Below are 20,343 nucleotides of genomic sequence, written 5' to 3' on the forward strand. Positions count from 1 at the left end.
TTATTCGTTTTTGAGATAATCAATAGGATTGCTGCAAGCCACACGATAGCAGCCCACACAAACCACCGAGAGGATAACCAGCACTACTGCCAGGGCACAAAGACCGAAGAGCACTGGCGACAAGGCAGCCTTCTCACTGAACTGCTCCAACCATAGGCGCGATACATACCAACCACCGATAGCACCGATAACCACAGCAGGCAGCGCCAAGCGCAGAATGTCGGTGATAAACAGCTGCAGCACATCGATGATATGAGCACCATTCACCTTGCGGATGGCTATCTCCTTCTGTCGGCGAGCCATCTCGCCAGCCAAGTAACCAATCAGACCTATCAGAGCGATGATGAGTGCTACCAAGCCACCAATCATCACCGTACTGCGGAAGCGATGGGCATCGGTATAAAGCTGCGTCATCAACATGGTGTATGGACGAAGCGCAAGTTCCGGTGTCTCAGGCACCAATTGGTGCAAGCGCTGGTTGGCGGCATCGAGTGCCTCCATATCATGAAAGCGCACGGTGATATGATGGGTGTACTTCAGGCTCTGGTTATAGAAGCAGATACTTGGACGCGTGTCGGGATAGGTGATACTACCAATGCGTGGGTCATCATAAACACCCACAATGGTGTAAGGACCATTATAAGATGTGCAGATGACCTGCTTGCCCACGGCCTGATCCCAACCAGCCAACTGTTTCATCTTCTCCTCGAACTTACGGCTTACCATCGCCTCGCGCATGGTGTCGGTCTGCTGCGTAAAGGTACGACCTGCAATCACGGGGATACCCATAACTTCGAAGTAGTCGTCGCCCACATCAAACAGGTCGGCCACATTCATGTATTCCTTATCATCGCCTGGCAGGAAGATGTTATCACCACTCTGCATTTCGGGCAGATAGGCATAAGATGCGGTAACACCTTTCACCCCCGACAGTTTCTTCAGTTCGTCAACCACCAGTCGGGTCTGCGTCAGCGAGAGTTCGTCGGTATTCAGGTCGGCTAAGGTCGAATAGTCGTAGCCCGGATTATCGTTCACCATCAGCTGATACTGGCGACCTACCACCAGCAGCAGTACGAACAGGAAGGTGGCCGAAGCAAACTGCAACCCCAGCAACAGCAGTTTCCACACGCGGTGCGAATGATTGTAATGCTTAAAGGCAGCAGTCATGGGGATGTGGGTGTAAGCCCAACCAGGTACCACACCGGTGATAGCCAGCACCACCAGACAGGTAAGGGCGATAAACCAGATATTATGCCCCGTGGTAAGCATCACTGTGAGCGGTGTGCCTGTAAGCTCCTGAATGGTATCCTGGAAGATGAGCAGCAGGATAGCAGCCAATGTCAGCGACAATAGCAAGTGCAGCACACTTTCTGCCATCACCCTGCCGTAGATGTTACGTGCCTCGGCACCATAGCAACGGTGTACAGCCATCTCGCGAGCGCGGCGACTAATGCCACCAATCACCAGCAACAGATAGTTCATCACAGCACAGCCAATCAGCACCGCAGCCAACAACGAGATAATCCATATCATGCGGCGTGTAGCATCGTCCTGCGTGTGATAGTCAACCAATGGGCGCAGCGAGTAGTCGAGATCCACACCGGCCTTCTTCAGTTCGTCGGCTGGCAGATTGTCGCGTCGCATCTTCGCAATCTGTGGTTTCAGGTCGTCGGGGATGATACCCTTGGCCAGGCGCACATAACCGAAGTAGCGATCGTTGCCCACCCAGTTGTCGCGACCGTCCCAGGTCACCTGAGGCAGTGTAGGCATCGATACCAGTACCTCCAGATCGTGCAGGCGGCTATTCAACGGGATATCCTCGTAGATACCACCGATGGTCAGCGCCAGATTGCCACGCTTATTATAATACACCTTCTTGCCAATCACGTCGCCACCCAGTTTCTCGGCTATCGACTGTGGAATCATGCAGTAGTTAGGCTGACTGAGCGTCTTCTTGGCATTACCCGCCAGGATGCGGAAGGGGAACACATCGAAGAAACAGCTATCGGTAAAAAAGAAGTTGGTACGTATGCGCTTATCCTCTTCGGTAACCAACGGCAGGTCCCAACCAAAGCCAGTGTAGCGGGTGGCAGCCTCAACCTGGGGACAGTAGCGCTTCAAGCCATGAGCAATAGCACCCGATGTTTGCGAGTAATGCTGATATTCGCCGTCGCGAATCACATCCTCATAGAGCACGTAGATACGGTCGCTCGTGTCAAAGTACTTATCCCACGACTGCTCGAAACCAGCCTTGCCTATCAGCACGATACCAGTTGCCAGACCAACAGCCAGACAGAGGATCTTGATCCAGTTGTGCTGACCACGCTGATTGAGAGATTTTAATACGTTCATACTTGCAATGCTTTATTCAGTTTTAATATTATTAATCGGATTCTCAGAAGCAGCGCGCCAGCTCTGGATGATGACGGTGAGCATGGAAATGATGAAGCAGGTAAACCCAGCTACAGCGAAGATCCAGGGGCTAAGCGCGATTCGATAACTGAAGTTTGAGAGCCAGTCGCGCATGATGTACCATGAGATAGGCACAGCGATGACAAACGAAATCAGTATGGGGATAGAGAACGTGCGCAGCATCAGCAGCAACACCTCGCGCGACGTAGAGCCCATCACCTTGCGGATGGCAATCTCCTTCTGTCGCTGACGGATGAAGAAGAGCGACATGCCGACATAGCCCATGATAGAGATCACGATGGCGATGATGGTAAAGAGCGAGATAATCTTCAGCGTGTTCTGCTGGTCCTCGAAGGTTTTGGCAATATTTTCCTCCAGCGGCTGCACATACCATTCCATATCGATATCTGGCACACCTTGTTCCTTCATCATGTTGATGAAAGCCGCCTTGGCCTGCTTGTCGCCACTGGTCTTCACCAAGTACGAAGGATAGTTGAACGAATCCTTGATTTGGATAACAAAAGGTTCTACGCCGTTCAACACATTGGTACGATGGATATCGAAAAGCACACCTGCGATAGGCTTATTCCAGACAGTCTGTGTGGTGGTGTCGGTATATTCCATCTGGCGCATAGCCTCCTCCGTCAGATAGTAGCCGTCGCTGGTCTGTCCATAGTCTTTCTTCTTTTTCAAGTCATACAGCTCATAGGCTGTCTTGTCAAGGTCCAACAAGAAGAGAGTGATCACTTTATCGTTGCGCGTAACGCTCTGCATGCTACAGCTACCAGTGGCCAACGAGGTTTTCTCGAACATACCTATTTTCTCTACAAATGGCATCTTCTCCAAGAGGTTTCTCACCGTCTGTCCTTTCCCATCGGGAGCGTTGATTACAAACAGATTCTCTGTATTGTAGCCCAGCGGCGCATGAATCAAATGATGCAGTTGCATCCAGATGACAAGCGCCGACGTAAGCATCACCACAGTTACCACATTCTGTAGAATGATGAATATCTTGCCCAGCACCATTTTGGAGCGATAACGGAAGCTGCCCTTTACAATATCGATGGGCTGGAAGCGCGAGAGCTGCCACGAAGGCATAACGCCCGAGATGACGCCTACCATCAGGATAAAAGCGATGCAGACACTGACTGTACCCAGACTGATGTCGCCATAGAGGTCGATCTTACCCTTAAACAATTCTACAGCATCCTCCTGAAAGGCAAAGGCCAATGCCAATCCAATGACAAACGATACAGCTACCATCAGGGTTGACTCAGCTATCAGTTTCAGCGAGATATCGTTCTGACTACTACCAAAGAGTTTACGGGTGGCCATCTCCTTAGCACGGAAACCGGTGTTGGCAACCGTCAGGTTGATATAGTTGCTGATGGCAAAGAAGAGGATGGCCAGCACGGCAGCCAACAGGATATGAAGTCGCGACTTATCACCTTTCTGCATGCCGGATCCACTGTTCTGTGGCGCAAACATCACGTCTTTGAGTGACGTAAAAGTCAGTTTTTCACCCTCCCACTTACCATAGTAATTCTTGTCCAGATAATCAGCGATAACAGCCTTTTTGCTATCGAGACTGGTGCCTGGACGCAGCATGAAGAACGCTTTACTACAACCATTGGGGCCATAGGCCGCTGTGTAATTCTCAAGCTGATAGCCCATCACCTGCGGATAGCGCTGCATGTTCACGATAATCTGCGTCTCGTTGGGCAGTACCGTATGATCGAAATCCTTTGCTATCGCACTAACGGTATATACCAGCGTACTGTCGTAAGGGTCGTCATGCCCGATACGTACATGGCGTTCGCCAGTAATCTGAATCGACTCACCCATAGGGTTCTTATCGCCAAACAAGCGCTTGGCCAGTCGCTCGGTGATAACACACTTATCAGGCTTGTCAAGAGCTGTACGCCTGTTGCCCAGCGTGAGTTCATAGTCGAAGAAGTTGAAGAAAGTAGAGTCGGCCAGCAAGATGGTGCTCTTGTCGTCGCCATCTTCCACCACTCGGTCGCCATATTTGATTTTTCCACTCTGGCTCATCACGCAGCACTTCTGCTCCACCTCAGGGCACATCGCCTTAATATCGTCGGCAGCCTGTGGCCACATAAAGAAATTGCTCTCATCGCCTACCAGCACAATCCGGTCGGCATTCTTGTGCCACGAGTCGATCGTGAACTGGCGCCAGGTGTAGTCGCCCATCAGAATGATGAACATCAGCGACACCACCAGTCCGGCTATATTTATAAAGGTATATAGCTTGTTGCGCGACAGGAAACGGAAAAAACTCTTCATATCATTATTCAATTTATGATTTCTGATGCAAAAATACATCTAAAAAACGAATCCGCCAAGGCTTTTCACCTTGGCGGATGTGGATTGTCTAATAATTAGACACCTCGGCGTATGATTACTTGACACCAACGGTCTGTTGGTGTTATTTTCCTTTCGAGATACCGCCTACTACATCGCTGTTGTCGATCGTGTGATCGGTCTTCTTGACGCTTGATTTAAGAGATCCAAAGCGCCAAGAGGCAGAGATGGCGAACGAGCGGTTGCGATTCCACGAACGTTCATAGCCTTTGAAGTCACCATTAACGGTCTCGGCCTCCATAGTCCAATACTTATTGAATGGTGCATTGGCCGTGATGCGCACTGTGAGCCGATCTCCCTTGAGGAACGAGCGCTGCAGCGAGGCGTAATAGTCGAAATAGTCGTGCTGAACATAATAAACGCTCGACGGACTATGACCAATCTTTCCATAGGCGCTCAAACTGAGACGCAGCTTGAGTGGTAGACGCTGCTGCAGACTGACATTGTAGTTATCGCTCCAACCATGGTTGCTATAACACAGACTGGGATGCTCGTAATGCTCGTAACGCACGTTATTGTTGAACACAAGTGTTGTGGCATCAAAAGGCTTCCACTGCACATACTGCTCTACAGAGAAGCGGCGATAGCGCAGGATGTTATCGTAAGTAGAGTATCGCACATCATTCTTTGCCGTAACTATTGAGCTGATGCCGCTGTTGTAAGCGTTATAGCTTGGAGCCAGTTGTAGCGTAAGGTTGGGCATGATATAGGTATAGACCAGACTGATGCGCTGGGTGTGCGAGCTGGAGAGCTGTGGATTACCCTGACTGACGGATGTTGGCGACGTGGTGACAGCAGGATTAAGATAAGAGATACCAGGGCGATTGATGCTGGTGGTGTAGTTGAGTTTCAACGACTGTGCATCGGTGAGTTGATATTTCAGTGTGGCCTGTGGCACCCAGTCGCCCAGATGCTTATCGAACGCAGCACTTTTGCCATCGGGATAGCTACCTCGCATGTAACTGTACTCATAGCGCAAGCCTGCACGAGCAGAGAATTTAGCAACACGGAAGATATAGTCGGCATAGCCTGCAAGCACACGTGTGGTATGCTGGAACTCATCAGAGGTATCGGCGTCGATGCCAAAGAAGGTTTGGGCGCTGTGGCTGTTGTTATTACGATCGATGTATTTGGCGCCAACCTCAAGCTGATGTCCGCGGCTTAATGGGCGCAACCAATCTATCTGAAAGGTATGCTCAGTGAATCGTTCGCGTTCGTTCATCAACCAACCTGTATAGGGAAACGACACGTTCTGCAACTCGGTGTAGGCGCTCTCCTGATCGGTATGCTGACGAGTGAGGGCAAGCATATACGACAGTGTGAGCCGCTCACCATCGAGGTGGGTTTTATGCTGATAGTCGAATCGACCATTCCATGAGTGGTGGTTGTAGCCAGGCATCCAGTAGCTGTTGTTATAGCTGTATAGCTGCTGACCAGCAGGATTATACATATTGTTATAACCATCGCCCTGCACGTTTAGCTTATAGAAATAGCCGCCAAACGAGACTGAGAGCAGATTGAGCGAGTCGATATCGTAGCTGGCATCGATATCGGCAAAATGAATATCGCCAGGATTAGAGCCCTCAGAGCCAGAAAGCATGGTGTTTCCTGTATCAAGATAGGTACGTGAATTCTCAACACGATTATAGCTATCATGTCTGGTCATGCCATTATAACCATAGTCGACAGAGAGCATCAGTTTACCCAACTGACTGGTGAGTGAGGAATAGAAATTGGAATGACCAAGGGTATTGATAGAGCTTGAAAGAACGCCAGTAACACCTTGCATGCTGGTATTTGCAAGTGTAACGATATTGAGAATGGCATCTACACCCTCGGCATCTTCGCGAGCACCAGGATCAGTAATCACCTCGATGCGCTTTACAGCAGAAGCTGGCATCGCCTTGAATACTTCTTTGGCGTTTTTGGTGAGACTGGGGTCCAGATGACCATTCTTATATACCTTAAAATTACTATTGCCTTTTACCTGAATGTTATCCTGCCCATCGACTGTCACCATGGGCACCTTGCGCAGCATATCCATCACAGTCTGCGTCTTCGACTCTTCATCGGCCTGCACATCGTATCCGATGCGGTCGATATCTTGTTTTACTAACTGGCGCTGGGCCTTAACTACAACACCGTCTAACTCCTTGTTCCATGTGATGGAATCGCTGTTTACTGAGGTTGAATCCTGCTGGGCCATAGTTACATTTGGGCACACAAATAGCAGGAATGTAAAAATCACGTTTACACTCTTCATTTTTTAATAAGATGTTTGTTTTAAAAGATCTCTTCATACCAGTTGTGCTTGGCTACAAAGGTATGAAGAGATTATTAAGAGAGAGAGAATATTTATGCTGAACTATTATTTTAGTTTCTTGATACTCATTTCAAAGATGTTCTGGATGAGTTCATCCTTTGCTGCAGCCTTGAGTTTTGTCAGTTCGCTGATGACGAGTTTCTTCTCCTCGGGCTCGAGCATGGCCGATTTCTTGCAGAGGCTGTAGATAGAGGTGGCGTAATGTGTGGCAGTAGCGCCATCAGGGTTCTTCAGGAACAAACGCTTGTAGTTGTTGAACTCGCTGAGCCATGACTCAGGGGTTTTCTCGCGATTAAATAATAACGAATCGGTACTATAATTAAGTACGCTACTGAAAATATTATCCAACATCCCAGAAGGTTCATCTACACTGACATCTTTGCCATTAACAATTATGCGATTTATCTTACTCTTCTTTTTGTCTTTGCTGTTATCGCGTGCTTCTGGACGCAAAGCATATGTGACAGCCAGGCGAACATGAGTTTTCTTCGACTTCTCGACCCACTCCATAGCATAAGCGTAGCGATAACGGCTGTCAGGATCGTCCTTATCGGTAAAACAGGCATAGATATAATCGGAGCCCTGCATACTACCAATAGATACCGACTGAGCTGTACCATCGCCAACAGCCAGCGTGATAGGTGCGAGACTACGGATAGTCTCTACAATACTAAACATGCTTTCATCACTATCAGTCTGGTCGGCACGTTTTCGACTGCCAGAATTGAGCGAATAGGCAGCCTCCTTATCCTTATCGAATGCCTTACGGATATCCTTCAGGCGCTCAAGCGCAGAGGGAGCAGTAATCACAAAGTCGTACACGTCGGCTTGGGCTGACTTACGCCCTGTTTGAGGATCGCGTTCAAAAATGTGCTGAGTTTTCGACTCAGTGATCTTTTCATTCAGCAGTGCATCAAATGCTTTCTTGATATTCTGCTGCGCCATCATCGTTGAAGGCATGGCCAACAACAGGGCTGCGAGGATAAAATATTTACTCTTCATATGCAATTAATTTTTCTTGTTCGTTAATATATACTATGGTACCATCTTCTTGCATCACTGGGACATAGCCGTAAGCTGCCATCTGAGCATTAAAGATTTCCATCTTTGCTTTGGCTTGCTCGACTTGGGCCGTGGCCTCCACCATCCGAGTCTTAGCCTGCTCGGCTTCCGCCATCAGCACATAAGCCTTGTCGTAGTCGTGAATCGTAGGCTCGGCCTTACGCATACTGCGCTTCTTGGCCTTTTTTACAGGTTGCTGTGGGGTTTCAACAGGCATTACGGGATGAGCAGCAACTGTATCAATACGCGTTTCCGACTGGACATCAGACTCAACAGACTGTTGAGCTACGGTATCAACCTGAGCTGTGAGGGCTGCTGTGGGCGCAAGCTCGGTTTGACGCGGTGAGACAGCCAGATACAGCACGCCTGCAACAACAGCTGCAGTAGCGATGCTCCATACGCGCCAACGGCGATGAGTCTTTGGCTGGGGTTTCATCGCTTCAATCTCCTGGAACATCTGCTGATAGCAGAGCCATTCCTCGGGGATGTTCTTGCCCTGAAAATACTGGGCAAGGATGGCCTCCTCGTCGAGTGTTGAAGTGCCGTCCATGTATTTCTGGAGCAACTTCTCGATAACCTCTTTCGTGTACTGTATCATTGTTTGTTTCGCTGTTTTATTTCTTCTAATAATGTTCGTCGGGCTCTTGCCAGCAAGGTACTTACCGATGTGGTTTCGATACCCAATAACTGGGCTATCTCCTCGTGACTGCGCCGTTCCACTTGTCGCATATATAATAAGGTGCGCTGGGTGGTGGGCAACTGCTGGACTTTGGTTGTCAACCATGCTTCGTCTTCTCTCATCTCCAACTCGTCGTGCGGATTGGTGTTCAGACTGACGGTGATGGTCTCGTCCAGCGCTTCCATAGGTTTTCGTCGCTGATGGTTGCTCAGCATGTGCCGGGCCATGAGGGCGACGATAGCTTCTATCGAACGATACTGTTCCAGTTCGTCGTGCATCTGCCACAGGCGAAGCATCACATCCTGAGCGATGTCTTCTGCTTCGTCTTGACCCGCTCCGCAGCTGATGCTAACGCTCAGCGCTTTCTGTCGCCACGTGCGGACTTGGTGTTCAAATGCTATTCTGTCCATCTTTTATTTCTGCTGTACATCTATAAGACACAAAAACATATCAAAGTCAAACTTATTTTAACGCAACTTAACTCTTTCACCACACTTTCCAGTTATCTATTTCTGTCATGAGACGCTTGAGAGATGGTTTGCTGTCCTCTGGATAAGTAAGCGACTGCACGAACCATAGTTTACGATGTTTCACAAACTTGGCATGAAAGCAACGGGCTGTCAGTCGGCCTTTATCATCGAGAATATGACCTGAAAGAATGAAACTATCATGCCCTTTTCGCTGGGATGTGGCATGAAGTTCTGAAGCATATTTAGTCATCCCTTGATCGAGCGAGAGATCATCTGGATTCTTCTCTACAAATGCTGTCTGAACAATCTCGATACTATCTTGCCAGAAACTGAATCGACAGCATCCTTTATCCAATAACGAGTCGGGCGTCTGTTCAAAAAACGATGGATAGCGCACCGTATAGTCGTAATCGTCATCATGATACGCCTTCATCGTGGTAAGACTCATCGCACGTTCCAACTTCTGCGACAACGGCGAGTCATCTTCCTTCTCATAAACCGACACCCATGCCATGACTGTGATAAAAACCAACATAGAAAGAAACAAAAATCTCCTCATACTTGCTTTTTTCGTGCAAAGGTATGAAGAGATTCCTATTATAACGAATTATTTGTCTGACATTTATCTGACAATTAACTGACAAGCACCTAACTATTTGACTTTCAGCTCGTAAGCACGACCTCTATCTGACTCTATTTTCAAGTCGGAATGAGCCTCGATGATAGGTTTCAAGCGACGAATCAGGGTGTAGAGCGTGTCGTTAGCATCATCTTTCTTGGGCCAGAGAGCCTCACAGATTTCTGTTTTCGAGAGTTGATGCGACTCGCTACGAAAGAACATCTCCATGAGTTGCTGCTGCATGGGCGTAAGTTTCACTTGCTGACCCTTTGCATCGTAGAAACGACCTTCAGCCTCAGCATAAGCCAGACCGCCAAACGCCACGAGGGACACCTGCTTGCGATAATGCCAGAAACAGAAGAAAGCCCACAACAACGCCATAGTCCACAGGACAGAAGCCGGACGCTGATCGGACATTGCAAAGATGGTGGCGGCAGCGCATTTAGGTTCGCAGCGCAGACCATCCTGTCGGGTGGTCACAGCCAATACAGCATTGCCACGCAACTCGTCCAACTTGAGATAGCTGTTAAACACGCGGATAGTATCAGAACTAATCACATCGCTATGCTGCTGGTCCAACGCTTTTGTCAGCGCACAAGCCATATCCTCGGCCACAACTCTCTCCGTAGCACGAAAACTCTTGAAACTCGTCAGCCCTGATGCTAAGATCAGGGCCAACAATATCACAACGGCATATTTCTGTTTCATCTTTCAGTAATTGATCAATTCCGCCACAAAGATAAACAATCTTTCCGAAACCAATCCGCTTCCACGCCACATCTTATCATTTTTTAAACAACAAGTGCACTTCGCAGTTATTTCTGTGTCAGATAATGGTCCATGTTCATCGTATGACTTTCTACAGATGCTTGCCACTCAAGTTGCAAGTCGGCATGACCGCGCTCGCGACTATAGCAAGCCACGCTGGCGATGCTCTCATCGGGCAGCAGGGTGTAGGTAATCTGTCCTACAGGCTCATCAAACTGCGCCTTTTTCTTGTTCCAACGACTATAGGTAGCGATAAACAATCCGGCATCGAGTGAGTAGTTGTGGCGACCAGCGCACTGCCACTGGTTCTTGTGCCATACATACTTCGTACGACTGGTGAGCATACCATCGGCAGCATAGGTGTACTGGTAGCGGTGTACGGGCTTCAGGGTGAAGCTGCCCTTGCGCTGGGGCTGTTCCTGATAAACCACCATCTCAGCAATGTTTCCATCAGCATCACGATCAGCGTTATACACGAACTCTGCATCGGGAGTCTGAGAGACTGTGTTGTAAACCTTATCCACAGTTGCAGATGTCATTACTTGTGCATTTGAGGTCATAGCCATCAGGCACATCATCGAGCTAATCATAAACTTTTTCATAATCGTACTTATTTAAATTGTTAATACTTTCCTTTTTTCTTTTCACATTGCAAAGTTACGATCATTCCTAGTTCAATGCAAGCTTTTTTGAGTGCCAAGAGGCCGTTCGTCTAATCTTTATACACACCTTCGTATAATTCTTAGACACTTCATCCTATCAGAACTGATAGCCAACGGATATTTCGGCAGAAATGTTTTTGGGATGCCCTCCGAGCAGGGCTGCCGACAGGATGTTAGCAACGGGGTTGCCAATAAAACCGGCATCGCAGAGCTTGGTGAATCCCATCGCTACCTGATAGCCGAAGATAAAATGGCGATAGGTCAGATCGATACCTCCAATGGCACCAACATCCCAGCGCTTGAATTTAGGATATTCCACGCTGTGCTTCTCCTCATCATAGGCAGCCTGACGAAAATCAAAAGCCTTGTTAAAATGGTTGACATCGAAAGTCTCATCATAATCGGTATCCAGAATTTCCATCCTCGTCTTCGCACTCAAACCATAAGCCACATAGGCGCCAGTTCTGAAAGTGAGATACCACTCCTTTCCCAGATTCAGGCGGGCAGCTATCTGCAAGGGCAACTGCAGATAGTTAAGACGCGTACTGAATTTGGCTGGCATAATCTGTTCATTACCATAATAGCCATCAAACTTCCATCCTTTCTGAGCAAACTGGAGGGCAGGTTGAAAGCGCCACACACCATTCTTCGACAGTCCGATGTCAGCGCCACCACCAATATGAAAACCTGTACGGGCATCGATATTCGACACACCGCCAAACAATGTTGATTGACCAATACCACCTCTTGCCTGCCAATGGATGTCCTGCGCACTGGTTGCAAGAGGCAGAACAGCCAGCACAACGCCCAACGAAACTTTGAGTAATCTATTCATGTTTTTACGTTTTATATTGATAATTCCACCAATAAAAACGCCCCATGAAGGAGAATCCTGCATGGGGCCACGTTAAATATCCTAAATCTATTATTCGGTTTTGATATTGTTCACAGGGTTCTCAGATGCAGCGCGCCAGCTCTGGAAAACAACGGTAAGCAGCGAGATGATGAAGCAGGTAAACCCAGCCGCTACGAATATCCAGGCACTGAGCGCGATGCGATAACTGAAATTGCTGAGCCAGTCGGTCATCACATACCACGAGAGGGGTACAGCAACGACAAACGCAATCAGCAATGGTATTGAGAAGATACGGAGCATTAACAACAGAACTTCGGCCGAAGTAGAGCCCATCACTTTACGTATAGAGATCTCTTTCTGTCGCTGACGGATGAAGAAGAGCGACATGCCGATGGTGCCCAAGATTGAGATGATAACGGCAATCATCGTGAAGAGCGACACGATGCGCAGGGTATTACGCTCGTTCTCGAAAGCTTTGGCTATCGTTTCTTCAACGCTCTGCACACGTTCCAGACCAAATACTTTGGGGGCATTAGGATCTTCGAGTTTCTTAACCATCTCCAGGAAAACAGCCTTGGCCTTCTTATCGCCATTGGTCTTTACCAGGAAATAAGGGAACGTCTTATGCTTATCTATACAGATAGCAAAAGGCGGCACTTCGCCTTCGAGCACATTGGCCAGCTTGATCTCGTTCAACACACCACCTATCGGAGCGGTGCTACCGGTACCAAAATCCAACACGCGCGTCTCATTATTATAACCCAGCTGGTGCAGCGCATTCTCGGTAAGATAATAACTACCATTGCTCGAGCCATGATCCTTGATAATCTTCAGTCCCAACAGGTCGAAAGAGGCCTGGTCCATGGTGGTGCAGAACAGCATCATGAAACTGTCGCCCCGCATGATACCCATAGCCGCAGGGAAGGTGTAATTAAACAGTCCTCCCTCGTAGGTACCAACCTTCTCTACAAACGGCATCTCGGCCAGTTGTTTTCCGATGGTCTGACTCTTACCATCAGGACTCATAATACAATACAGGTTCTCGGCATCGAAACCGCGTGGTGCATGTATCAGATGGTTCAGTTGCAACCATACAACGAGTGTGGCAGTAAGCATGGTTATCGTAATCACGCTCTGCAGGATGATAAACAAACGTCCCAGCACCATTTTTGAGTGGTAGCGGAAGTTACCTTTCACTATGTCGATAGGCTGATAGCGCGAGAGTTGCATAGATGGCAGGATGCCCGACACAATGCCCGTTAGCAGGATAAAGGCCAGACTAACACTTACACTCACCACATTGATATCCTCTAAGAGGGCTATCTTTCCACGAAACAGGTTAGCAGCATCGTCCTGCAGACTTACCGCCAGGAACAGACCTATCACAAACGAGAGTGCCACCATCAATGTCGACTCAACAATCAGCTTGAGCGACACACGCATCTGACTACTTCCAAACAGCTTCCGGGTGGCCATCTCCTTGGCACGGAAACCTGTGTTGGCTACCGTCAGATTAATGTAGTTGGTAATCGCAAAGAATAGCAGAATCAATACTGCCGCCAACAAGATGTGCAGGCGCTGTTTATCGCCCTTCACCAGATCCTTACCACCATTCTGCGGTGCAAACAGCACACCCTTCAAGGGGGTGATACTTGTTTTGAACTCACCCATCAGGGGATGGTAGTTCTTGGAGATATAGTTGTCGATGTTTTTGGTTTTGCTGTCGAGTGTCATGCCAGGACGGAGCATAAAGAAAGCCTTGCAGCTACCAAACGCAGTACTGGCGAAATTATAATTCTGGAAATGATAACCTAACAACTGTGGATAACGTGCCATATTGGCTATCACCTGTGTCTCGTTAGGCAATACCGTATGGTCGAAGTCCTTCACTACTGCGCTGATGGTATAAACCAGCGTCGTGTCGAAATCTTCTTTTGCATAGTCGCTCGAACACTCGCCTACAAGCTGCAACGATTCGCCTATCGGGTCTTTCGCACCAAACAAGCGCTTGGCCAGTCGCTCTGTAATCACACATTTATCAGGTGCATCAAGCGCCGAGAGTCTGTCGCCTGCCAGCAAAGGGAAGTCGAAGAACTTAAAGAAAGCAGAGTCGGTCAGCATAATGATGGCATTCTCGTCATCAGCCTCGGTCACCTCTTGCTGTCCGTACTTTACTCTACCCTTCTGACTGAGCACACAGCAGGTCTGTTCCACCTCCGGGCACATATCCTTGATGCTCTTCACAGCCTCGGGCCACATGGCAAAAGCCTCCTGATGACCCACCAGATAAATACGATCGGCATTCTTGTGCCACGAGTCGATGCTGTACTGGCGCCAGGTGTAGTCGCCCAGCAGGATGATAAACATTAACGACACTACAAGCCCTACCACATTAATTAATGTGTAGAGCTTGTTGCGCGATAGGAAGCGGAAATAACTTTTCATGCGGTTTTATGGGTTATTCGTTTTTTATACTGTTGACAGGATTCTCGGTAGCAGCGCGCCAGCCTTGCAGGGCGGCGGTGAGCACATTGACCACCAGCACGATAAGCAGCGAGAGCAACAGCGGCATGAACTGCATCTCGACATGCAAACCAGAGATACTGCCTGCGGCAGGTGCCAACCAATAGGCCAACGGGATGGCGATGACGGCAGCTACCAGCGACTGTACAACCACCGTGCGCAATAGTCGGAGGGTGATGCTGCTGAGCTCAGCTCCAAACACGCGGCGCACAGCTATCTCACGGCGGCGCTGACTCACAAAGTAGCTGTTCATAGCCATCAGTCCGAGGATGGCAATCAGCATAGCCACAAACGTAAACACGGTGAGCACACTCAGGAATCGCTCGTAATCCTCATACCATTCCTGATGCTTCTGACTCAGCGAATGAACCTCGGAAGCCTCATGACCAGTCAGCTCCTGGAACAAGGTTTTCATCTTTGCCTCTACCCGCTCGCGATCGCCATGATATTTCACAATCGTCATACGTGGCGAGCCGTACATACGCTGCACAAAACTGGTGGTGTCGTTAACATATTCATCCGTTTTCAACATCATGATAGGTGTGGGATGCATCTCCTCGTTCATCACGGTCTGATAGATAATATCGGGATAAACAGCCGAAATAGTCATATTGAAGTGACCACTGGTGCTCACTATCTCTCGGGTATCATCGCTCTTACCAAACTGGCGCAGTAACTGGTGGTTCACACCTACTCCATTATCCGAATAAGTCTTCTCAGGATGCAGGTTCAGGATATTGAAGAAACAGCTGTCGCCCATCAGGTAGCGCATACTTACCACCGTACCATCGTCGGCCTGGGTGGTGTTGTTCTCCAGAAAATCGAGCGGTGTACCATAGCCAAAGCCCACAGCATCAACCTCAGACAGTTGCAACAGCTGCTGGCGGTAGCTCTGACGCTGTGTCAGACTCAGGTTATGAAGACCCCAGGTTTCCAGAATATTCTCGTAATCGTAACCCAGAGGCTGATGCATCTTTTCGCGGATATTGCTACTGAGCAACAAGGTTACAGTGAGCATCACGATGGCAAACACAGCCTGAATCACCATCAGCACATGGCTCCAGCGCTGGCGCACACGACGGCGGAAAGTGCCGCGAACGATATCGATAGGCTGATAACCGCTGAGTATCGAAGCTGGCACGAAACCTGCCAACGCACCCACCAGAGCTACCATCACCACAAAGCCAACGATGGTCAGGATGCCAGTATCCTTGAGCAGATCTATCTGACAGGCAGCCATCTCTACTGCCTTATCCTGCAAAGCCAGGGCTAACAGATAGGCCACAGCAAAAGCGATGGCGGTAAAGAAGATGCTCTCGCCAATCAGTTTGAGGAACACCTGCAGGCGCGAGAGGCCCAACAAGCGTCGGGTGGCCATCTCCTTCGAGCGCTCCGTAGTGAGCGACACACTCAGGTTGACATAATTAAAAATAGCAAACACCAGCACCAGCAGGGCTATCACCACATAGAGGTGAGCCATATCGCGATTGCCATGCTCGAGGTCGCCCGACTGGAAACTGCAGTTCTTGGCGTCGTAATACAGATTGGTCAGCGATGTAAGCACCACCTTCTTAACAGCCTCCATGCGATAGAGCCAGAAGAAAGTCTTCATATACTCGCGCATGGCATCGGCCTTACTGCGCAGGTCGGCACCCTCGCGCTGCATCAGAAACAGCACCGTACTGCCGGCATTGGTCATCTCCTCGGTATAAGCCGAATAGTTAAAATGCTTATGACTCTCGATGTTTACCACACACTCATGACTGCTGGGGATGACAGAGCGGTCGAAATCGTCCATCACACCGCTGATGGTATAGGTGACATGCCCGTCGGGATCGTTCTTATCACCCAGCACCACCTCCTTGCCTACGGCATCGCCCTCGGGCCAATAGCGCTCGGCAAAGCTCTTGCTCACCACCATCTGGTTGGGAGCCTGCAGCACCTTGTGCTTGTCACCTGTCAGCAACGGGTAGTCGAAAAACTCAAAGAAGTTAGGCGCCACCACCAGGATTTTGGTTTTGGCCTCCATGCCTCGGATATCGAAAATAGCATCATAACCTGAGACAGCGCACCAGGCTTCGATTTCAGGGAAACGGTCCTGCAGTTTCTGTCCCACACGGAAGTGCGACATGGTAAACTCCTCGTTGCCCAATGCGAAGATACGCTCACCACGGGTCTGGAAGTTTTCTACCGATGTCTGACGATAGATAAGGTCGCCCAATAACAGCAGGAAGGCCATCGAGAGGCACAGACCTACGATATTGATGATGGTGAAGAGTCTATGGCGACTCAGAAACTTAAAATAGCTTTTCATCTCGTTTTACTTAATCACTAACACTTCGTTATCTTTAAATGCTTCGTAACCGCTGGTCACAACACGCTCGCCAGGCTCCAGACCTTCGAGAATCTCGTAGTACTGAGGGTTCTGACGACCTACGCGAATCTGACGGCGATAGGCTTTCGAGCCACTCTTGTCGAGTACGAATATCCACTGTCCTCCTGTGGTCTGGAAGAAGGTACCACGAGGGATGATGATGGCCTGCTCAGGCTGCCCCAGTTCCAGGTCGATATAATAGGTCTGACCCGAACGGATATTCTCAGGGCGCGCACCTTTGAAGATGAAATCGCAGCGGAACTTGCCATCGCGCACTTCGGGATACACCTTGCGTACCTGCAACTGGTACTGCTTGTCGCCACGGGTAAAGGTGGCAGTAAGACCTGGACGAACGCGGTCGATATAATGCTCATCAATGCTGGCCTGAACCTTGTAGTCCGAGAGGTCGTTCAGCTGTCCAATCTTCTGGCCGGGTTGGATGCTCTGACCCAGTTCTACATCGAGCAGTCCCAGTTCGCCGTCGATAGCCGAGCGTATCTCGAGCTTATCCTTGCGCTGGCGCACCAGAACCACGTTCTTACGCATGTTCTGCAGGTTGTCCTCCATCTGGTCCATCTGAACGGTACGATAGATAGAGTCCTGCTTCAGGCGCTTGGTGATGAGCGAACGCTTCTTGGCAGAGAGCTGATAGTCCTCCTGCGACTTGATGTAATCCTCCTTGCTAATCAGCTTTTCCTGATACAGACGCTTGTTCTGATCGTAGGTACGCTGCTTGCGGTGGGTATCCATATCCAACTGCGCCTGCTCGGTTTGGTTGTTCAGTCGATCCTGTTGCATGGCCACCTGGGTGTTGCGCAGCAGGTTCTGCTTCTCGGCCAACTCAGCCTCGGCATTCAGGATCTGCAGGTCGAGGTTCGAGTTCGACAAGCGAACGATGACATCACCCTTGTGCACCATCGTACCTTCCTCAACCACCTTCTCCATCACGATACCACCCTCTTCGGGCGATATCTGTACCACCTGGATGGGCAGCACCTGACCGTTGGTACGCACATAGTCCTTAAACTCAGCGCGCTGCACGTCGTTGATGGTCATCTCGTCCTTGTTGACTTTCAATGTCGAGGCATGGTTGCCGAATATCACCCACAACACGATGACCAGCATGATGCATGCACCAAGCGCATAGGGCCACTTCTTCAGCAATTGCTGACTTTTAGTTTTTTCGATTACTCTGTCCATATTGTTTCACCTTTATAATATCTCACTAATTGTTCTTTCACCATGGCCATCAGCTGGCACTGCAGCAGGGTGGCTTTCGAGTTGAGCAGCTGTGCCGATGTGGTGTGCACGTCGATAGCTGTCGAGAGACCTTCTTCAAACTGGCGACGGGTGAGCTGGTAGCTCAGCGAGTCGGCCTGCACCTTCTTCTGCATCTGGATAGTCTGCTTCTGATAACCCTGCCAGTCGTTCCACGCCTCAGTGCTCAGTTTGGTCAGCTCCAGTTGTTTCTGGTCGTAAGCCTCCTGAGCGATACGGTAGTTGTTCTTGGCCTTACGAATGCTGGTGAGCGTCTGCAGACGGTTGAACAGAGGGATATTGAGTGATACACCCAGGTACTCACCCATGTTGTTCTTCATCTGGTTGCGGAAGGTCTCAGCAGCATCGTTATGCAGTGTTTTGTAATAAGTGGTGCTCAGGCCCGCACTGAGAGAGAGTGATGGATAAAGAGAAGCGCGAGCCTGATGCCACTCATGTTTCGATGTCTGCATGCGATAACGGGCTGCCAGCAGTTCGGGGTGTTGGGTGATGGGTGTTAGGGGTTGGTTATTACCATCACCTATCACCAAACACCCATCACCTATCACCCTCAGACTATCCCCCAACGGATAGTTCATGGCCTTTTTCAGTTCCAACAGGGCCGAGGCATAAAGATTCTGCTGGCGCGTCAGCTCGTAGTCGGCTTCAGCCTTCTGCGATTCTACCTGAGCCACATCAGCAGCACTCTTTCGCCCCACCTCTTCAAGCACTTTCACCTGCTTGAGCAACAACAACGTTTCTTCAACTTTCTCATTCGCCATTTTCACCAGTCCATCGTAATAGGCCACATTGGTATAGGCCTGCAGCACGTCGAGCGCTGTCAGATCCTGGCGCTGGCGCAGACTGGCACGCCCCATCAGTTCGCTGGCCTTGGCAGCCTTGAGGGCATGCAACCTACTGAAACCATCAAAGATAGGCAACGAGGCCGAGAGCTGATAACCATTATAAAAGGTACTTACATCGGTATAGCCATTGGTCTCCGGGTCGATGGCACGACCAAAGTTGTATTGGGCACCGATATAACCATCCACCTCGGGCAGAAACTTACCGATAGCACTGGTCTTCGATGCCTTATAGTTATCGAGTTCCAATTCAGCCTGCTTCACCTCGTGGTTATGCTGCACCGCATACTGCATGCACTGCTGCATCGTCCAATCATTCTGAGCCGAAGTCTGCTGGACGGCCATTGCCAAACATATCATCCATAATGCTTTCATACGCTTTATCATTTTTTTCTGATGCAAAGATAGGGTAATATCTATTACTAGCCAAGCAAAAAGACACCTCAGAGGGCGGATTGTCTAAAATTTATACACCCATTTGTATGACTTTTATACATTTCTTCGTATCTTTGCACCAAAAATTACATGATATGAATAAGTACGGAACTATATTAATCGTAGATGACAACGCGGCCATCCTTACCGCTATGCGCTATCTGCTTGACGGCACTTTCGAGCAAGTGCTGACAACCACTAACCCCGAAGACATTCTGAAAAAGATGGCTCAGCAAACCATCGACATCGTGGTACTCGACATGAATTTTACTCTTGGCGTAAACAATGGCAACGAGGGACTGTTCTGGTTGCGCGCCATCCGCAAGCAGCACCCACAAACACCCGTGGTACTGCTCACTGCCTATGCCGATATCAACCTGGCCGTAAAGGGACTGAAGAACGGCGCTGCCGACTTTATCACCAAGCCTTGGGATAACGACGAACTGCTGCGCAAGCTGAAGGATGTGCTCGACATGCAGAACGAGATTGTGAGTCTCGACGAAGTAGAGCAGGAACATATCCGTCGCACCATCGACCACTGTCATGGCAATCTCACCCAAGCAGCCCAACTGCTTGGCATCACGCGACAGACGCTTTATAATAAGATGAAACGACTGAGTTAACTGAGAATTGAGAGGTATGATTACTTGGGGTATTA

At 49.3% G+C, this 20,343-nt stretch carries 15 protein-coding genes; 1 reads left to right on the forward strand and 14 read right to left on the reverse strand.

Annotation, left to right across the window (positions count from 1 at the left end; all coding sequences use genetic code 11):
* From T360_RS0103190 to T360_RS0103255, 14 genes are all read right to left on the reverse strand, one after another.
* Window positions 1-2,352: an ABC transporter permease gene (locus tag T360_RS0103190; protein ID WP_036928698.1), complete on the reverse strand. Its 2,352-nt coding sequence runs from the start codon at window positions 2,350-2,352 to the stop codon at window positions 1-3.
* Window positions 2,353-2,364: 12 nt separating this feature from the next.
* The gene (locus T360_RS0103195) at window positions 2,365-4,716 is read right to left on the reverse strand and encodes an ABC transporter permease (protein WP_028911517.1); all 2,352 of its coding nucleotides are present in this window, start codon (window positions 4,714-4,716) and stop codon (window positions 2,365-2,367) included.
* Between the two features lie 142 nt (window positions 4,717-4,858).
* Window positions 4,859-7,057 (reverse strand): outer membrane beta-barrel family protein, encoded by a 2,199-nt coding sequence (locus tag T360_RS0103200; protein ID WP_028911518.1) that lies wholly within the window; start codon window positions 7,055-7,057, stop codon window positions 4,859-4,861.
* A gap of 105 nt (window positions 7,058-7,162) precedes the next feature.
* A complete protein-coding gene (locus tag T360_RS0103205) occupies window positions 7,163-8,119 on the reverse strand; it encodes a hypothetical protein (protein WP_028911519.1) in 957 nt (318 codons plus the stop codon).
* A complete protein-coding gene (locus T360_RS0103210; RefSeq protein WP_028911520.1) occupies window positions 8,109-8,777 on the reverse strand; it encodes a hypothetical protein in 669 nt (222 codons plus the stop codon). Before T360_RS0103210 ends, T360_RS0103205 begins: the two co-directional genes overlap by 11 nt.
* On the reverse strand, window positions 8,774-9,268 hold the full coding sequence (locus tag T360_RS0103215; RefSeq protein ID WP_028911521.1) for an RNA polymerase sigma factor: 495 nt from the start codon (window positions 9,266-9,268) through the stop codon (window positions 8,774-8,776). Before T360_RS0103215 ends, T360_RS0103210 begins: the two co-directional genes overlap by 4 nt.
* 76 nt (window positions 9,269-9,344) lie before the next feature.
* Entirely contained in the window at window positions 9,345-9,887 is a 543-nt protein-coding gene (locus tag T360_RS0103220; protein WP_028911522.1) for a hypothetical protein, read from the reverse strand.
* 93 nt (window positions 9,888-9,980) lie between these two features.
* The gene (locus tag T360_RS0103225; RefSeq protein ID WP_028911523.1) at window positions 9,981-10,655 is read right to left on the reverse strand and encodes a helix-turn-helix domain-containing protein; all 675 of its coding nucleotides are present in this window, start codon (window positions 10,653-10,655) and stop codon (window positions 9,981-9,983) included.
* A 107-nt stretch (window positions 10,656-10,762) separates the two neighbouring features.
* Window positions 10,763-11,317: a DUF3836 domain-containing protein gene (locus tag T360_RS0103230; RefSeq protein ID WP_028911524.1), complete on the reverse strand. Its 555-nt coding sequence runs from the start codon at window positions 11,315-11,317 to the stop codon at window positions 10,763-10,765.
* 157 nt (window positions 11,318-11,474) lie between these two features.
* On the reverse strand, window positions 11,475-12,212 hold the full coding sequence (locus T360_RS15645; protein ID WP_197019260.1) for a porin family protein: 738 nt from the start codon (window positions 12,210-12,212) through the stop codon (window positions 11,475-11,477).
* 90 nt (window positions 12,213-12,302) lie between these two features.
* Window positions 12,303-14,678: an ABC transporter permease gene (locus tag T360_RS0103240; protein ID WP_081772674.1), complete on the reverse strand. Its 2,376-nt coding sequence runs from the start codon at window positions 14,676-14,678 to the stop codon at window positions 12,303-12,305.
* A gap of 13 nt (window positions 14,679-14,691) precedes the next feature.
* Window positions 14,692-17,070: an ABC transporter permease gene (locus T360_RS0103245; protein WP_028911526.1), complete on the reverse strand. Its 2,379-nt coding sequence runs from the start codon at window positions 17,068-17,070 to the stop codon at window positions 14,692-14,694.
* Window positions 17,071-17,076: 6 nt separating this feature from the next.
* Window positions 17,077-18,330, reverse strand: coding sequence for an efflux RND transporter periplasmic adaptor subunit (locus tag T360_RS0103250; RefSeq protein ID WP_028911527.1), 1,254 nt, complete (start codon window positions 18,328-18,330; stop codon window positions 17,077-17,079).
* Window positions 18,318-19,625 carry a TolC family protein gene (locus T360_RS0103255; RefSeq protein ID WP_197019261.1) on the reverse strand — a complete coding sequence of 436 codons (1,308 nt, stop codon included), beginning with the start codon at window positions 19,623-19,625 and terminating at the stop codon, window positions 18,318-18,320. The genes T360_RS0103250 and T360_RS0103255 overlap by 13 nt, the downstream gene beginning before the upstream one ends.
* A 155-nt stretch (window positions 19,626-19,780) precedes the next feature.
* Here T360_RS0103255 and T360_RS0103260 point away from each other — a divergent pair, with 155 nt between their 5' ends.
* Window positions 19,781-20,308, forward strand: a complete 528-nt coding sequence (locus T360_RS0103260; protein ID WP_028911529.1) for a response regulator transcription factor — start codon at window positions 19,781-19,783, stop codon at window positions 20,306-20,308.
* Window positions 20,309-20,343 lie beyond the last annotated feature (35 nt).

Source organism: Prevotella sp. MA2016, from assembly GCF_000619825.1.
Taxonomy (GTDB): domain Bacteria; phylum Bacteroidota; class Bacteroidia; order Bacteroidales; family Bacteroidaceae; genus Prevotella.

Coding starts and splice junctions, on each gene's coding strand:
- T360_RS0103225 (WP_028911523.1), bottom strand. CDS start 10,655: ATGAAACAGAAATATGCCGTTGTGATATTGTTGGCCCTGATCTTAGCA.
- T360_RS0103210 (WP_028911520.1), bottom strand. CDS start 8,777: ATGATACAGTACACGAAAGAGGTTATCGAGAAGTTGCTCCAGAAATAC.
- T360_RS0103215 (WP_028911521.1), bottom strand. CDS start 9,268: ATGGACAGAATAGCATTTGAACACCAAGTCCGCACGTGGCGACAGAAA.
- T360_RS0103200 (WP_028911518.1), bottom strand. CDS start 7,057: ATGAAGAGTGTAAACGTGATTTTTACATTCCTGCTATTTGTGTGCCCA.
- T360_RS0103245 (WP_028911526.1), bottom strand. CDS start 17,070: ATGAAAAGCTATTTTAAGTTTCTGAGTCGCCATAGACTCTTCACCATC.
- T360_RS0103220 (WP_028911522.1), bottom strand. CDS start 9,887: ATGAGGAGATTTTTGTTTCTTTCTATGTTGGTTTTTATCACAGTCATG.
- T360_RS0103240 (WP_081772674.1), bottom strand. CDS start 14,678: ATGAAAAGTTATTTCCGCTTCCTATCGCGCAACAAGCTCTACACATTA.
- T360_RS0103250 (WP_028911527.1), bottom strand. CDS start 18,330: ATGGACAGAGTAATCGAAAAAACTAAAAGTCAGCAATTGCTGAAGAAG.
- T360_RS0103205 (WP_028911519.1), bottom strand. CDS start 8,119: ATGAAGAGTAAATATTTTATCCTCGCAGCCCTGTTGTTGGCCATGCCT.
- T360_RS0103190 (WP_036928698.1), bottom strand. CDS start 2,352: ATGAACGTATTAAAATCTCTCAATCAGCGTGGTCAGCACAACTGGATC.
- T360_RS0103255 (WP_197019261.1), bottom strand. CDS start 19,625: ATGAAAGCATTATGGATGATATGTTTGGCAATGGCCGTCCAGCAGACT.
- T360_RS0103260 (WP_028911529.1), top strand. CDS start 19,781: ATGAATAAGTACGGAACTATATTAATCGTAGATGACAACGCGGCCATC.
- T360_RS0103195 (WP_028911517.1), bottom strand. CDS start 4,716: ATGAAGAGTTTTTTCCGTTTCCTGTCGCGCAACAAGCTATATACCTTT.
- T360_RS15645 (WP_197019260.1), bottom strand. CDS start 12,212: ATGAATAGATTACTCAAAGTTTCGTTGGGCGTTGTGCTGGCTGTTCTG.
- T360_RS0103230 (WP_028911524.1), bottom strand. CDS start 11,317: ATGAAAAAGTTTATGATTAGCTCGATGATGTGCCTGATGGCTATGACC.